The sequence below is a fragment of the uncultured Paraglaciecola sp. genome (genome assembly GCF_913020055.1).
GTDB lineage: Bacteria > Pseudomonadota > Gammaproteobacteria > Enterobacterales > Alteromonadaceae > Paraglaciecola.
The window spans coordinates 1-14,770 of record NZ_CAJWCF010000111.1 but is presented as its reverse complement, the minus strand read 5'-3'; the positions used below and the strand labels follow the sequence as shown (position 1 = coordinate 14,770).

Sequence of the window (14,770 nt, the reverse complement as noted above, 5' to 3'; positions counted from 1 at the left end):
GAATACCTACATCAGTTTGAGCTTGTTGATTCTGCTGTTATTGGGTACTTTATTATCTTGGGTGTCTAAAGAAAATTTTCGTTTGACTGAATAGGAGAAAATGAATTTGTGGGGAATGTATTGGCGATATCTACTTTCAATTTCTTTAACATTAGTCCTCGTCGCATTTCTGAGTGAGCAGCTGAGCTTATTAAATGTAGTCAATAATTCTGGCTTACTACCTACAATTTATTGGAGTATTATTGTGGTACTTTTTATTTCAATAACACTTTTTCAAAACAAAGGATTACCTTACGTATTTTTAGGTAGTAGATTACATCTAACTAATAAGGCTTGGTGTTGGTTTAACTTTATGACCATCTCTCTTTTTATAGTGTTAGCGGTAATTGGCTATATTGTTAACCAAATAACTAAAGCGGAAGTATGGGGGCTTTATAAACTATTCGGGCAACCGCTCTGTCTAGTGTTTCTTCCACTGTTTGGCGCATGGTTTATTACAAGGCGCGTAAAAACATAACAAGGCACCCATCTTTAAAAAGTCACCCAAGTCCAGAATACTCAAGAAGAATAATGAAGGCTGCATATGTTATTGGTAACATTACGATTGTAGATAATGCCATTTGGTTAGAATATAAAAGCAAGGTACCAGCTACACTCATTCCTTGGGGGGGCGAAATACTTTTACGTGGAAATACACTAAAGGTTCTTGCTGGTGAGTATCAACATACCGACAATGTTGTTATTCGTTTTCCAAATGTTAAGGCGTTAAACAGTTGGTTTTCATCTCCCGCATACCAAGCGATAGTGCCTTTACGCGATCAAGGGGCTAAGGTTGATTTAATCAGCTATCAAGAAGGCTAGTTTTACGGGAGGTGTTTTTAAAAGCTAAAAAACAATTAAACTTACTGCGAAAAACGATACTCCCTAGGACCTACGTATTCATGATCTTTGCGCCTGAGCATTACACTGAATCTGAGCAAGCCCACAAATAAATTGTCTGATTAATTAGATGTTGACGTTCTTTAAGGCTCTAAAAGAGTGTTTACACAGTGCTTTGCCACCACCCGATTTTCCCTCAAAGTATCATTACAAATAAGTTTGAAGTAAGTTTTACGTTTAATTTTATAACTAAACTTACTAAAATGTGGAAAAATGTGTTATAAATATTAAATGGTTTAGCTAATCTACTTGTGAGATGACAATGGCAGTGATTACGAATGTGCAAAATCAACTATTGAGCGATACTGAAGTAGTGCAGAGGATTTTTGTTCACATAGACAATGCCACTACAGATAAGGGCGAACAAACGTGGAAGGAGCCCGTTGATAACTACCGTTCGAAAAAACGACTAGATGCCGAGCTCAAAATACTGCAAAACCGAACTATCGTTTTTTGTCCTTCGAGCGCGCTGACCAAATCTGGTGATTACATTGCCCGTGATGTGGCTGGTATCCCTTTGATTACGGTACGTGGATTAGATGGCAAGGTGCGTGCTTTTAGAAATGCTTGCCGGCATCGAGGAGTGCAAGTTGCTCAAGGCACCGGGTGCGCCCGCGCGTTAGTTTGCCCCTATCATGGCTGGGCTTATAGCCTTGATGGCAGTCTAAAAAGTATTCCTCACGAGCATGGGTTTCCTGATGTTGATAAGGCGACACGCGGACTGGTTGCAGTGGCGTGTTGTGAGAGTAATGGCTTAGTATTTGTTAACCAAAACCCTCAAGCGAATATAGAGCAGGATGTTTTGTCTGTGCCAAAACTGATACCTGATGGTTACCGTTTGTTGAATTCGAGTAGCCAGATTGTAGAAGCAAATTGGAAATTGCATCTCGAAAGTTCTCTCGAGGGTTACCATATTCGGCAGACACACAAAAACACCTTTTTTCCGGTGCAATACGACAACCTTACCTTAGTCGAAGCTTTCGGAGAAAATAGTCGCGTGGCATTTCCCTATCAATCTATTGAAGGATTAAGGCATAAAAAACAGACTGATATCTGCGTAAATGCTCGGCTGACGTATGTGTATCATTTGTTTCCCAATGTGGTGATTTCAACTTTTCCGGGGTGTATGCAGGTGGTTATTCTTGAGCCAATTGATGAATCAACGACTAGGCAACACACTTATCTTGTTAGTGATATTGACGAGAAAGAGACTGAACAGCTTAAGGCTGTTTTTGAAGGGCAAAAATTTGCGGCCAAAGGGGCGATTGAAGACCTGAATATAGTATTGTCAGCGCAACGAGGGTTGGCAAGTGGGGCAAATACATTTTTAGAGTTTGGTTTGTTTGAGTCAGCCATCGTGCGTTTGCATACCCATCTTGCTAAAGAAGTTGGCCGACTAGATAACCCTTTGTGTGAGTAAAAATGATGTGCTCTGATGTCTCAACCTCTTTTATGGATAAATCATTAGATAGTTATTACCATACTAAAATATTATCTAACTATCCGTCGTCAAATCGATTATTACTTTCGCTGTTTAGCCAACCCAATCTAAATCACCTGTCGATTAAACAATTGATCGCATGGGGTGGGTTATTTGAACATGAACCCGCAACGATCCGGGTTGCTGCAGGGCGCTTAGTTAAACAAGGGTATTTAGTCGCTCAACAACGTGGGCATTACACCATTGGCGCAACTGACAAATCGATTAATCAACTCGCAGCAACATGGCGCTATTCACAGGATCGAGTGACAAAGTGGGAAGGTGGCTGGTTAACTGTTTATACCGCGCATTTAGGGCGCACCTGTAAACAAAGTATCCGCGAGCGTGAGCGTGCTTTTAGATTAACTGGATTTAAACCACTCGAGAAAAACCTTTGGTGTCGACCAGATAACCTGAAGGAAACAGCAGATACCACCTTTTCTAGACTCCTACAGATTGGTCTCGAAAAAAATTCCATTCTAATGAAAGTAGATCATTTTAATCATGCTCTGAGTACACAGCCTAAGTCTTTATGGGCGCCTAAAGAGTTGAACAAGACTTATGAATTACTGGTTTTATTACTGGAAAAAAGTGCTCAGAGACTTCGTCAGTTTGCTGTCAAAAAAGCGACCAGAGAGTCCTTTTTGATTGGAGAGTACGTAATTCGCCAAATTAACCAAGACCCCTTATTACCCGAAGAAATGGTGAACACATCGGCAAGGCAAACATTGCTAACGACTATGATTGAATACGATAGAATTTGTCATCCTATTTGGCATGAATTTGTTAACCAATCCTGAGCGCATCGTGGCTGTATTGATAGGTTAGGAGAGGCATTTTCAGAGTCAGTCATAATGAGACATCTCTCATTGCTAACGGCAGTTGGTATTTAAGAACCTCTTTGTAACGTCAATAAGTTGTAAGCGACTATTGTTAAAACTATGGTCGTCTTTGATTAATGTGTAATGCACTCGATTGCCTTTTACTTTTCGCATTTCTGTCACTAAGGCATCAATCTCACTAATTGGAATGACGTCACTGTCCGCGGGAATAAATAGAATGGGGCGGTCGGCAATTTTATGCGCTCTGGGCAGTAAATCTAATTGTTTACCTTTATTGGATAGTTCCTCAGTTGCAACTTCTGATGACCAGCCTTGCAACATAAACAAAGAATCTGCATATGCTGCCCAAAGGTTTCGAACTTTTTCGTCTGCGTTTTTAAATGTCACGCCAATATTTGCTCCGTCGTATACAACAGCGCATCTGACTTCAGGATTTTCTACAATGCCAGCAACAGCCATGTGTCCACCCATGCTGTGACCAATGTAGGAAATTTGATCCGTGTTTATTTTGAATTTCTGTGCATTTTCGGGTTGTTGTAAAAACGTGGTTACCGCAGTTACATCTTGTTCAGAGCCTGAAAATGAAAAGTTCCCTTCGGCTCCCCACGCGCCTCGATAATGGAAAAAAACAACGTTCCAGCCGGTATCTCGCATGTGTTGTGCAACATCTAGATTTTTCTCATTTCCTGGGTAACCATGCAACAAAATAATGGTTGGGTGTGGCCCTTTGCCTTGTGCGCCGTAAAAAATAGCCGGTAATCGTTTACCATGGGATAGAACTGTTACTTCAGCGGAGTACTTTGGATAAGCTTTAATTTGTGTCAGTTCAAGCTTGGCCTGAGTACTAAAACAAATAACCAACAGAAGGCTACTTAAAATAAGATGGTAATGCATTCTGACTTCCATTATTTATGCGAGATATTGCAGGATAACAAATTCGATTTGATAAGGCGTTTAATATACTGCGAAGCATTATCACACTGCTTCTGAGGAATACTATAAGCTGGAAGTTCGATGCTGTTGTGGAAGGTTTGAAACGGTACTTATTGACCCCTAAGGCTTAGTCAATTGTTGGGACTGTTCTGAATGAAAAAGGAACAGTATTTAAAGTAATCCGTCAGTTACAAATAACACATACGCAGCTTTACTTAGTAAAGCTGCGAGATTCTAGCTTAAGCTAATATATTATCGTTTACCTTTATTTGGCTTTGATGCTCGCGCTTTTGATTTTTTAGCTTGGTAAGGGGATGACTTGTCGTGACTTATTTTTGTTTCGCTGGCTTTATTACTGCGACTATTTCGGGTGTTTTTTGCCACACTTTTTAATAAGCTAATGCGATTGCTGACTTCGAATCCTGCTTTAACGATACGTTTAATTTTACTACCAATCAGTTTTTCGATGCGAGCCACGGTATTTTCTTCTTCGCGGCTGACGAATGAAATGGCGTAACCTTCTTTTCCAGCACGGCCTGTGCGACCAATACGATGTACATAGTCTTCAGGTAAATAAGGTAGGTTGTAGTTGACTACATAATCTAAACCTTGGATATCTAATCCACGGGCGGCGACTTCTGTTGCTATCAATACCTGTAGTTTAGCTGACTTAAAATCGGCAATGGCTCGGCGGCGAGCACCTTGGCTCTTATCTGCATGGCACACTGCTGCGTCAATTTTGCTGCGTTTTAATGCAGCCATGAGTTCATCCGCTTGTTGTTTAGTACTGGTAAATACCAAAACTTGAAACCAGTTTTGTTCTTTCAACAAGGCTTTGAATAAATCAATTTTGCGCGACTCTTCCACAGGATACATAACATGTGAAACTGTCTCAGCGGTGGCATTAATTTTGGTAACTCTTAGCACCTGATGATTGTTCAATAGTTTATGGGATAATTCATTCACTGCGGGTGAGGAAGTCGCTGAAAATAACAATGTTTGGCGTTTTTTAGCGGTGAACTTCAATATGTTTTGTACATCAGCCACAAAACCCATATCTAACATACGGTCTGCTTCGTCAAGTACCACAAACTCAGCATTGGCCAAATTGACGTTGCTCAGTTCTAAATGTTCGATTAAACGCCCTGGTGTTGAAATCAGAATATCAACACCACCTTTAAGTTTGCTTGCCTGCCCACCCATTTTAACGCCGCCATACAGGGCGGTTACCTTTAATGGTAAAAATTGTGCATAGGCACCAATAGTATTAGCGAGTTGTTCTGCTAACTCTCTGGTTGGGGTTAAAATTAATGCCCGTGGGCTGCCAGATACTGTATCTTTCGGCTTGTCTAACATTTGCTGCAAGATAGGCAATGCGAAGGCTGAGGTTTTACCCGTACCTGTTTGGGCATTAACCAATAAGTCTTTGCCTCTGCGAGCAGGGACAATAGCTTGTTCTTGCACAGGGGTCATTTCAGTATAACCACAGACTTCGAGGGCCTTTTGGATTTCGTTGGCTAAACCTAAATTTGAAAATTTCATACTGATCCTGAGCAAGGGCAAAAAACGAGGGCGGAATATACAGCATTTTAACCAATAAAGTGAGACTGTTTGTGGTTTTTATAAGCGTTTGTGTGTTCTTTTGTCACTGGTAAGCCATTTGAAGGCTTTGACTGAGAGTAAAAAGCCGCTAGCATGATATTCATGCTAAACGGCCCAGGGAGTTGGCAGTTCACTAGGCTGCCAATAGTAAGTCGTCAAATTAGGATGAAAAGTTCAAAAATAGCGAAAATAAATATTAATATTCCGCTAAAACGCCATTAATAGGATAAATCGATGAAAAATTTAAGTGTATGTTTGGGCTTGTTGTTATTTTTGGTCGCATGTGACAAGAATGAAGTGGGTGATATTTCATTGGGGGCGTTCACCACGCAGGATATTAAATTAAATACCTTGGTTGATCCTATTGTCAAAGGTGTGACCTGCCATGTTGCTAGTATTGAAGCTGACCTCAGCTTGTCTGACCCTTCTGATAGTTCAATAGCTTGCCGACAAACCGGTGAAATTACCGCTGCGATGATAGCGGCGATAGATAAATCAAAATCAGGTGAAGTGGTGTTCAAAAAATCAAAAAGTATCTTTTTTAAAAGTATGAAGATTCGTCGTGTTTATGACGCGCAAAGTCAGACATTGATGTATGTGTCATATTCAACCAAAGAGACATCAGGCAGTTTTAAGCATAGCCTATCGACTGTTCCTTTGTGGGGCACTGCAGCCTACGACAAGTCCAAAGTTTCTGACTTGTAGATATGGCACTACATGAATCTCATTTATTGGTTTTATAGATTACAGAGTACACAAAAATGCGCTTACAATTTTTGATTCTAATGGCTTTATACATGATGGGGTTTACAGTGCTGGCAAATAATTTAACTAACGCAGTTGATGATATGCTCAAAGGTTCCATTCCTTTAATACATACTGCTGAATTAGAAACTCAACTGAGCAAAGATGTTGATATTGTATTGTTAGATGCCCGTGAGAAAGCTGAATATGAACTCAGTCATTTACCTGCGGCTCAATGGGTTGGCTATGATGATTTCTCTTTGAAATCCGTAGGCAATATTAACAAAGATAAAACAATAGTGGTGTATTGCTCAATTGGTGTTCGTAGTGAACGTATTGCAGAAAAACTCAAATCAAATGGATTTAAAACTGTTTTGAATCTATATGGAGGGATCTTTGCCTGGGCAAATGAAGAAAGAATACTTTTGGATAAAAATCAGTTACCTACAAAAACTGTGCATGGTTATAACAAAAAATGGGCTCAGTTATTAGAGCCTCATGTGTTTAGTCCTCAAGCAAAATAACCTGCCTATTTAAATTAAATTTTTATTTGCTTATTGAGCGCTCAATCCAATCAATGCAATTTTTTTGAACCCAATTCAACATTGTTACGACCTTATACCCATACCACCTCAAAATGCGCGTTTCAGAACAACTGGGGTGCTTCAATTCAAGGCGCGTCAATGACTGAATGTTGACCACCTTCTGAATTGGCGTAACGAAGAAGTGGAGTGCCCCAGTCGTTCCCTTTAGGGCGGGTTTTAAAGCGATTTATACTGCGTTGGATATTTTTGACTTAGATGACTAAGCCTGCAAATAACCGCTTTGTCCAAATCGCTTTAAACTCCCGCTGAATCCGTCATTTTGAGGTAGTATGGGTATTACTTATGAAAAGAAATAGTGAACACATTTTAACAGAATGGTTGGTAGTAAATTGCCAACTCGGTGATGCTGATGCTTTGCAGCAGCTGATGAAAATGTGGTATCCCAAATTGTTGGGTTATGCCTATCGGCAGTTGGGTGACCAACAAAAAGCCCAAGACGCAGTACAAAATACCTTTGAAGTTGTCGCTAAAACTATCCGTAAAATAAAAGATCCGGGCTCTTTTGCTAAATGGATTTACCAAATTTTGCAATATAAGAGTGTTGACATCATTCGACAAAAACAAAGGCAAGACAAGTTATGTTATGAATATATTCAATTCCAGGAAATAAATGATACTGAGCAACAAACTTTGGGTGGTGAGGCAGACGATTTGCAGTTTGAGAAAATGTTGAGTGGTTTGCCACCTCAGCTTTATCAACTAGTACATTTACATTATCTAGAAGGTTTTAGCATGCTTGAGATAAGTGACTTGCTGGTTATCCCTATAGGAACGGTTAAGTCGCGATTACATCAAGCAAGAAAACAAATACAAATGAATCTACAAAATAGTCAAAGTGGAGAAATCTTATGAAAAACAATATGAAAAATCTAAATCAAAAAATACTTGAAGCATTAAAAGATGACCCCGCCGCACATGAGTTTTCAGAAGAACAAGCGAATTCATTACAATTAATAGGTCAAAGTTTTAAAGGTACGTTTCGTTTAACTTTTGTAGTGATTGTAACCATACAAATGGTATTTGCTGGTCTGGCCATTTATTGTGCATACCATTTAGTCAATGAGATGGATCTCGGTTTGAAATTAAACTGGCTAGCTGGCACGTTATCAGCAGTTGTGGCTTTTGCGATTTCTCGTATTTGGTTTTTTATGGAGCTAAATCGTTTGTCTGTCATACGCGAAATTAAACGGGTTGAACTGCAAGTTTCTTTGTTAGCGGAGAGTTATCAAAAGTAATTGGTTTTGCTGTAAAGCCCTGTAAAGGTAAAGATGAGTCCTGGAGACATATAGTGGATAGCAACGATATACTCATATTTTGGTTTGAAGAAATTGACCCTTCAAAATGGTGGACTAAGGATAGTCAGTTTGATCAGATGATCAGCAAGCGATTTAAAGAGCTTCATCAAGCTGCTAGTAATTGTGAGTTGTTTGAATGGCGTAAAACGCCAGAGGGGCGTTTAGCTGAGATTATCGTTTTGGATCAATTTTCTCGTAATATGTATCGTGATACTGCTTTGTCTTTTGCTACTGATCCAATAGCGTTAGCATTGGCTCAGGAAGCTATTTCGGTAGGTGCAGATGCTAAACTCAATCAAAATCAACGAAGCTTTTTGTACATGCCGTTTATGCACAGTGAGTCATTAGTTATTCATGATGTAGCAGTGCAACTATATACACAAAATGGTGCTCAAAATTCTTTGGATTTTGAACTAAAACATCGAGATATTATTCAAGAGTTCGGCCGTTACCCCCATAGAAACGCTATTTTGGGGCGTGTTTCAACACCGGCTAAACTCAGATTTTTAACCCAAGCCAACTCTTCATTTTGAGAATGAACTGGGCAACTTGGTGAGCTGTTGGTTGTTAAAGATAATTTATGCTCGGTTAGGTGGTGCTACTGGTGAATATAAGAATGGGTATATTGCGTCAGTTGAACATTTTTTGACCCAACTTAAGTAACGTAAAAGTGCTCACTAAAAATGACCATGTGATAAAGTGATAAAAATCAGTTATCTAGCGTTTATCAGTTATTGAGTCCGATAGTATGAAAATAAAAAAGTGGCTTGGTTTTATTCTGTTATCTGCTTTCCCCTTAAGTCTTGAGGCTAAGCCTATACAAGTAGCAGTGGCGGCAAATTTCAGTAAAACCATGCAAAGTTTGGTAACAGAATTTGAGAAAAATTATGACTATCAAATAGCCTTGTCTTTTGGTTCATCAGGAAAATTTTATGCCCAAATCAAACAGGGCGCACCTTATGAATTATTTTTTTCTGCTGATCAGGCTAAGCCAGAGGTTTTACAACAAGAAGGACTAGTGGTTGCTGGAAGCCGATTTACTTATGCCATTGGCCGCCTAGTGGTGTGGACTGTGCGCCCTGACTTTGCGAACAAAATAGAAATAAAATTGAAAGATGGCGTGTTTAATAAGCTGGCGATCGCCAATCCAAAACTAGCACCTTATGGTGCTGCTACATTACAAGTACTTAGTCATTTAGGCTTATTCGATGACACTCAAGCTAGGTGGGTGAGAGGGGAGAATATTGCGCAAACTTATCAGTTTGTTCATTCAGGTAACGCAGACTTAGGTTTTGTCGCTTTGTCGCAACTGTTAGGCAGGAAAAATATGATTGAAGGGTTTTATTGGTTAGTGCCTGACAATATGCATCAACCCATAAAGCAAGATGTTGTGTTACTCAAGCGGGCTGCACAAAGCCAAGGGGCCATAACATTCTTAGATTTTATTCATACTGAAAAGGCGCAGACTATTATCGCTGAATATGGATATATAACGTTAAACGGGGGCCAGGAGTGATGAGCCTGTCAGATGCTGATATAGCGACTATCTTGCTGACATTGCGCCTTGCAACTACTGTCACGATTTTATTACTCATTATGGCGACTCCGTTAGCGTGGTGGTTAGCCAGAACCCAATCTTGGTTTAAAGGCCCTATAAGCGCGATAGTGGCATTACCACTAGTGCTTCCGCCTACTGTCCTAGGTTTCTATTTGCTATTGGCGATGGGACCAAATGGGGCCATAGGACAGTTCACCCAGGCACTTGGGTTAGGAACTTTGCCTTTTACCTTTTGGGGATTAGTGGTGGCGTCGATGGTTTATTCTTTGCCCTTTGTTGTACAACCTATTCAAAATGCAATTGAAGCTATTGGTAACCGGCCTATTGAAGCTGCCGCAACGCTTGGTGCAGGCCCGATAGATCGTTTTTTTACAGTGGTGTTACCGCTAGCTAAACCGGGCTTTATGACTGCCACTATTCTAGGCTTTGCGCATACTGTAGGTGAGTTTGGAATTGTTTTAATGATTGGAGGCAGTATCCCAAGTGAAACCCGTGTGGTATCTGTGCAAATTTATGATCATGTAGAAGCATTAGAATATGCTCAAGCACATGTTTTGTCGGGTGTCATGATAGGGTTTTCATTTTTGGTGTTACTGGCGCTCTATACTTTTCAGCGCAAACGCAAAGCGGTAGGTATGACTTATGGTCGTTAAAACGGGCAGTTTAAAAGTCATTCAGGCTCGATTTCAATTAAGTTATGCAAAACAGGCAAAAGCTCACTTTAATTTGGACCTTGATATTGAAATCCCTGGGCAAGGTGTCACAGCAATTTTTGGTGCATCAGGTTCAGGTAAAACGTCCTTATTACGCTGTATTGCAGGTCTAGAAAAGAGTACGTCTGGCTGTTTGAGTGTTAATGGGGAGCTTTGGCAAGACACCTCTGTGTTTGTCCCCACCCATAAACGAAGCCTTGGGTATGTGTTCCAAGAAGCCAGTTTATTTGAACACTTAACTGCTATGGGAAATCTTCGTTACGCCATCAAACGTAATAATCAAACTGCCAAGCCTGAATTATTAGAGCAAGTGATTAGTGTGATGGGTATAGAAAGTATTTTGTCACAATATCCACAGCAATTGTCTGGCGGTGAAAGACAACGAGTGGCAATTGCCAGATCATTGTTGAGTCAACCCAAGTTATTATTGATGGATGAGCCGTTAGCCTCACTAGATAACACCCGTAAACATGAAATATTACCTTACCTAGAGCGCCTGCGGAGCAGCTTTAATATCCCTATCTTATATGTAAGCCACGCAGTGGATGAAATAGTGCGCTTGGCTGATCATGCAGTGATTATGCAACAAGGAAAAGTTATAGCTCAAGGCGGGGTTACCGAGCTTTTTTCTAGAACCGATTTACCCTTAGGCGTAAGTAATGAAGTTGGCGCTATTCTCGACTGCAAAGTAGTGGAAAAAGACGAACAATGGCATTTAATGCGGGTGGCTTTTGAAGGCGGTGAACTTTGGTTGCCTAATGTTGAAAATAAACAAAACACCACACAAAGGGTACGGGTGTTGGCCAGTGATGTTAGCCTGACATTATCAGCGCATTCTGATAGCAGTATTCTTAATGTGTTATCAGGAGAAATAGTAGACATAATCAATGATCAAAACCCAGCAATGACATTGGTAAGGCTAAAAGTAGGAAGCAGTTATTTACTGGCTCGTCTGACTCACAAGTCGTTGCAAAAATTAGGATTGGTTACGGGACAAAACATTTGGATTCAAATTAAATCTGCAGCCATTGTGCGTTAGTTGAGGCATGGAATACGTAATAGTATTAATGGCTGCTTTGGCTCATGCAATATGGAATGGATTGGTTAAAAACAGTGACGATAAGTTGTTGTCTTTAACATTTGTTCGTTTTATTGGGTTGATATTAGGCTTGGTAATAATTGCAACGCAACCCAGCTTACCTATGTCGATAATGCCTTATGTGTTGATCGCGTCTGCTATTCACTTTGTTTATTTTTATTGCTTAATCAATACCTACAAATTAGGCGACTTTTCCCAGGTCTATCCCATTTCCCGAGGCCTTGCTCCACTGTTAGTCCTATTCGCAGGTGTGTTTTTTGTTCAAGATAATTTAACTTTTGGTCAAGTAATTGGCACATTACTCATTTGTTTGGGTTTAATGGCATTAGCTGTGAGCAATCAAAAATTAGCTGCCAAACCGCTCGTCTTTGCTATTGCGACTGCTTTTTGTATTGCGGGTTACACCTTAGTAAGCGGAATAGGCGTTAGGTTGAGCGGTGCGTTTCTAGTATATGCCGCGTGGTTAGAAGTTGTAACGGGAACTGGTGTTTTACTTTTTAGCTTGAACCGCAGAGGAACTGAGTTTGTTTCCTATGGCATGCGGCAATGGAAACATGGCACGTTAACCGGTGTTCTCTCTATTGGAGGTTATACCGCAGCATTATGGGCCATGACACAAATACCGATCTCTTCGGTAGCTGTACTTAGGGAAACCAGTATTATTTTTGCTGCTTTAATTGGCGGATATGTACTGAAAGAAAAGTTTGCTTCTGGTCGATTGTTGGCGTCGAGCATAGTTGTTATTGGAATTACCTGCCTTATCTTTCTCTGAAAGTCTAATCTACACAACTTCAAAAATGAGCCCAAAATAATTACCGGTTAAAACTTGACCATTTAGACTAGTTTGTGGTCAACTATTTATCCGCTTAGCGGTGTGTGGAACGTGGAGTATTTAGTACCAATCATAATACTAACGTAACGAAGTCCTCATAAGTTATATCAACGGAATGACTCCATAATGCAAAATAATAAGAGTATCAACAATGAAGAATACAACAAAAACTAGTGTGTTAATGGCCATTTTATTATCTGCTCAATTGGCCTATGCCAATGTAAGTAATGGAGGGTTTGAAGACTGGTCTGGTGCAACACCAGATGATTGGACAACGATTGACTCAGGAATAAATGTCGGTCAATCAACCTCTGTGGTAAGAAGCGGTAATAGTGAAGCTGCCGTAACTGTCAATACAGGCTCTCAGGCATCAACTGATTTTCGACAGTCGGTAAATGTTACTTCGGGTGAAACCTATAACTTCAGTGTGTGGGTTTATCATACCGAAGGTAATCTGCGAGCTCGTCTATATGTAAATGGTTATCAAGGATATTCGACAGCGTCTACCATAGGTCAATGGCAGGAGGTGACGCATAGTTTCACTGCAAGTAGCACAACTAGCATTGACGTGGGATTACGGTTTTATGATGTGTCAGGGTTTGATGGCAGCGAAGTTGTTTATGTAGATGACTTTGAACCCAACAGTGGTTCAAGTTCAGGTGGCGGTGGTACTGTTGGTTGTAGTCCAGGTAATTTAAGTTTAACCACAGATAACTATGGTAGTGAAACGAGTTGGACAATCGCTGATAGTAGCGCAAATACCCTTTATTCAGGCGCCGGTTTAGCTAACAATACAAGTTATTCTGATGATGTCTGTTTGGATGATAGTGATTACGTATTTACCATTAATGATAGTTATGGCGACGGTATATGCTGCTCTTATGGTTCAGGTTCATATAACCTTGTTGTTGCAGCGAATAGTGTGGCATCCGGCGGCAGTTTTGGCGCTTCTGAATCCACTAGTTTTACTATAGGCAGTGGCGGTGGAAGTACTGATTTAAGTGCCTATTATAATAATGCAGAAGGTTTAAATGGCTATGCACTTAAAACCGCACTGTATAATATTATTAAGGGCCACAGCACTCAGAGTTATGGGGCTTTGTGGACTTTCTATAGCGCTAATGAACTTGATAGCTATTACGAAAATGACGGCAGTATTTTAGATATCTATTCTGAGTCACCTAGCTCAACTGACAGCTATAGCTATACATCTGGTAGTGATCAATGTGGTAATTATTCTGCTGAAAGTGATTGTTACAATCGTGAGCATTCGTTTCCTAGAAGTTGGTTTGGTGGTGCTGTAGATCATATGAATACTGATGTGCATCATATTTTTGCAACCGATGGTTACGTTAATTCGAAGCGCAGCAGTTATCCATACGGTGAAGTCAGTTCAGCCAGTTATACATCGAATAATGGTTCTAAAGTCGGTAGTAACAGCAGTGCCCTAGGGTATACAGGAACAGTATTTGAGCCAATTGATGAGTTTAAGGGAGATCTTGCACGCGCTTATTTTTATATGGCAACACGGTATGAAAATGACATCGATGGTTGGGATAGTAACAGCACTTATGCTGACGCTGTACTTAATGGTACTAGTGCTCAAGTCTATGAAGCCTGGTTTTTAGCTATGCTTAAAGACTGGCATATCCAAGATCCAGTGAGCCAAAAAGAGTTAGATCGCAATGAAGCAGCTTATTCTCATCAAGGCAATCGTAACCCGTTTGTTGATTATCCAAGTTTTGTAAGTGAAATCTGGGGTAACTAGCAATATAAATATTATCTAATTAAAGTTAATTGGAAACTTTTATTTTTACATAAAAAAACGGCCTCAAAAGAGGCCGTTTTCCTAGGGTGAGTTGTTATATAAATAATAACTCACCAACCATGTTGAACGTTTAGTTCGTTCAAGAACAATTCTTTGCGAAGCTCGAAGCTCGAAGCTCGAAGCTCGAAGCTCGAAGCTCGAAGCTCGAAGCTCGAAGCTCGAAGCTTAAATTCTGTTGTTAAGCGCAGCAACGATTGGTGATGCGTCTAAACCGTTTTCAGATGCCCACACTAATACTGTTTTGCCGTCTTGCTCAGGTGAGCTTAAGTCACCCTTAGGCATTTTCTTAACCATCAAGGT

The 14,770-nt window shown here is 40.2% G+C and carries 16 protein-coding genes; 14 read left to right on the top strand and 2 right to left on the bottom strand.

The genetic code is table 11. The annotated features are described in order from the left end of the window. Positions 1-100 precede the first annotated feature (100 nt). The 4 genes from QZ488_RS21565 (at position 101) to QZ488_RS18610 (ending at position 3,219) form a co-directional block, all read left to right on the top strand. Positions 101-517, top strand: a complete 417-nt coding sequence (locus QZ488_RS21565) for a septation protein IspZ (protein WP_366509065.1) — start codon at positions 101-103, stop codon at positions 515-517. Positions 518-570: 53 nt separating this feature from the next. After that, the gene (locus tag QZ488_RS18620) at positions 571-861 is read left to right on the top strand and encodes a DUF1330 domain-containing protein (RefSeq protein ID WP_293751548.1); all 291 of its coding nucleotides are present in this window, start codon (positions 571-573) and stop codon (positions 859-861) included. Between the two features lie 340 nt (positions 862-1,201). Then, positions 1,202-2,359, top strand: coding sequence for an SRPBCC family protein (locus tag QZ488_RS18615; RefSeq protein ID WP_293751546.1), 1,158 nt, complete (start codon positions 1,202-1,204; stop codon positions 2,357-2,359). A gap of 2 nt (positions 2,360-2,361) precedes the next feature. Beyond that, a complete protein-coding gene (locus QZ488_RS18610; protein ID WP_293751544.1) occupies positions 2,362-3,219 on the top strand; it encodes a transcriptional regulator in 858 nt (285 codons plus the stop codon). 72 nt (positions 3,220-3,291) lie between these two features. Here QZ488_RS18610 and QZ488_RS18605 read toward each other — a convergent pair whose 3' ends face one another. Further along, the gene (locus QZ488_RS18605) at positions 3,292-4,155 is read right to left on the bottom strand and encodes an alpha/beta hydrolase (RefSeq protein ID WP_293751542.1); all 864 of its coding nucleotides are present in this window, start codon (positions 4,153-4,155) and stop codon (positions 3,292-3,294) included. Positions 4,156-4,446: 291 nt separating this feature from the next. After that, entirely contained in the window at positions 4,447-5,736 is a 1,290-nt protein-coding gene (locus QZ488_RS18600; RefSeq protein ID WP_293751540.1) for a DEAD/DEAH box helicase, read from the bottom strand. 294 nt (positions 5,737-6,030) lie between these two features. On the opposite strand from QZ488_RS18600, the gene QZ488_RS18595 reads away from it, so the two are divergent. The 10 genes from QZ488_RS18595 (at position 6,031) to QZ488_RS18550 (ending at position 14,410) form a co-directional block, all read left to right on the top strand. Then, on the top strand, positions 6,031-6,501 hold the full coding sequence (locus tag QZ488_RS18595) for a CreA family protein (protein WP_293751538.1): 471 nt from the start codon (positions 6,031-6,033) through the stop codon (positions 6,499-6,501). Between the two features lie 56 nt (positions 6,502-6,557). Next, entirely contained in the window at positions 6,558-7,064 is a 507-nt protein-coding gene (locus tag QZ488_RS18590; protein ID WP_293751536.1) for a rhodanese-like domain-containing protein, read from the top strand. 363 nt (positions 7,065-7,427) lie between these two features. After that, the gene (locus tag QZ488_RS18585; protein ID WP_293751534.1) at positions 7,428-7,997 is read left to right on the top strand and encodes an RNA polymerase sigma factor; all 570 of its coding nucleotides are present in this window, start codon (positions 7,428-7,430) and stop codon (positions 7,995-7,997) included. Beyond that, complete coding sequence (locus tag QZ488_RS18580) at positions 7,994-8,380, top strand: DUF6768 family protein (protein WP_293751532.1); 387 nt, start codon at positions 7,994-7,996, stop codon at positions 8,378-8,380. Before QZ488_RS18585 ends, QZ488_RS18580 begins: the two co-directional genes overlap by 4 nt. 53 nt (positions 8,381-8,433) lie before the next feature. Then, a complete protein-coding gene (locus tag QZ488_RS18575; RefSeq protein ID WP_293751530.1) occupies positions 8,434-8,973 on the top strand; it encodes a DUF924 family protein in 540 nt (179 codons plus the stop codon). A 215-nt stretch (positions 8,974-9,188) separates the two neighbouring features. Then, positions 9,189-9,956, top strand: coding sequence for a molybdate ABC transporter substrate-binding protein (gene modA, locus QZ488_RS18570; protein ID WP_293751528.1), 768 nt, complete (start codon positions 9,189-9,191; stop codon positions 9,954-9,956). Continuing rightward, the gene (gene modB / locus QZ488_RS18565; protein ID WP_293751527.1) at positions 9,956-10,651 is read left to right on the top strand and encodes a molybdate ABC transporter permease subunit; all 696 of its coding nucleotides are present in this window, start codon (positions 9,956-9,958) and stop codon (positions 10,649-10,651) included. The genes modA and modB overlap by 1 nt, the downstream gene beginning before the upstream one ends. Then, positions 10,641-11,750, top strand: coding sequence for a molybdenum ABC transporter ATP-binding protein (modC, locus tag QZ488_RS18560; RefSeq protein WP_293751525.1), 1,110 nt, complete (start codon positions 10,641-10,643; stop codon positions 11,748-11,750). The genes modB and modC overlap by 11 nt, the downstream gene beginning before the upstream one ends. Before the next feature lie 7 nt (positions 11,751-11,757). Then, on the top strand, positions 11,758-12,582 hold the full coding sequence (locus tag QZ488_RS18555) for a DMT family transporter (RefSeq protein WP_293751523.1): 825 nt from the start codon (positions 11,758-11,760) through the stop codon (positions 12,580-12,582). 211 nt (positions 12,583-12,793) lie between these two features. Then, on the top strand, positions 12,794-14,410 hold the full coding sequence (locus tag QZ488_RS18550; protein ID WP_293751521.1) for an endonuclease: 1,617 nt from the start codon (positions 12,794-12,796) through the stop codon (positions 14,408-14,410). Positions 14,411-14,770: the final 360 nt, after the last annotated feature.

Coding starts and splice junctions, on each gene's coding strand:
- QZ488_RS21565 (WP_366509065.1), top strand. CDS start 101: ATGAATTTGTGGGGAATGTATTGGCGATATCTACTTTCAATTTCTTTA.
- QZ488_RS18620 (WP_293751548.1), top strand. CDS start 571: ATGAAGGCTGCATATGTTATTGGTAACATTACGATTGTAGATAATGCC.
- QZ488_RS18615 (WP_293751546.1), top strand. CDS start 1,202: ATGGCAGTGATTACGAATGTGCAAAATCAACTATTGAGCGATACTGAA.
- QZ488_RS18610 (WP_293751544.1), top strand. CDS start 2,362: ATGATGTGCTCTGATGTCTCAACCTCTTTTATGGATAAATCATTAGAT.
- QZ488_RS18605 (WP_293751542.1), bottom strand. CDS start 4,155: ATGCATTACCATCTTATTTTAAGTAGCCTTCTGTTGGTTATTTGTTTT.
- QZ488_RS18600 (WP_293751540.1), bottom strand. CDS start 5,736: ATGAAATTTTCAAATTTAGGTTTAGCCAACGAAATCCAAAAGGCCCTC.
- QZ488_RS18595 (WP_293751538.1), top strand. CDS start 6,031: ATGAAAAATTTAAGTGTATGTTTGGGCTTGTTGTTATTTTTGGTCGCA.
- QZ488_RS18590 (WP_293751536.1), top strand. CDS start 6,558: ATGCGCTTACAATTTTTGATTCTAATGGCTTTATACATGATGGGGTTT.
- QZ488_RS18585 (WP_293751534.1), top strand. CDS start 7,428: ATGAAAAGAAATAGTGAACACATTTTAACAGAATGGTTGGTAGTAAAT.
- QZ488_RS18580 (WP_293751532.1), top strand. CDS start 7,994: ATGAAAAACAATATGAAAAATCTAAATCAAAAAATACTTGAAGCATTA.
- modA (WP_293751528.1), top strand. CDS start 9,189: ATGAAAATAAAAAAGTGGCTTGGTTTTATTCTGTTATCTGCTTTCCCC.
- modB (WP_293751527.1), top strand. CDS start 9,956: ATGAGCCTGTCAGATGCTGATATAGCGACTATCTTGCTGACATTGCGC.
- modC (WP_293751525.1), top strand. CDS start 10,641: ATGGTCGTTAAAACGGGCAGTTTAAAAGTCATTCAGGCTCGATTTCAA.
- QZ488_RS18555 (WP_293751523.1), top strand. CDS start 11,758: ATGGAATACGTAATAGTATTAATGGCTGCTTTGGCTCATGCAATATGG.
- QZ488_RS18550 (WP_293751521.1), top strand. CDS start 12,794: ATGAAGAATACAACAAAAACTAGTGTGTTAATGGCCATTTTATTATCT.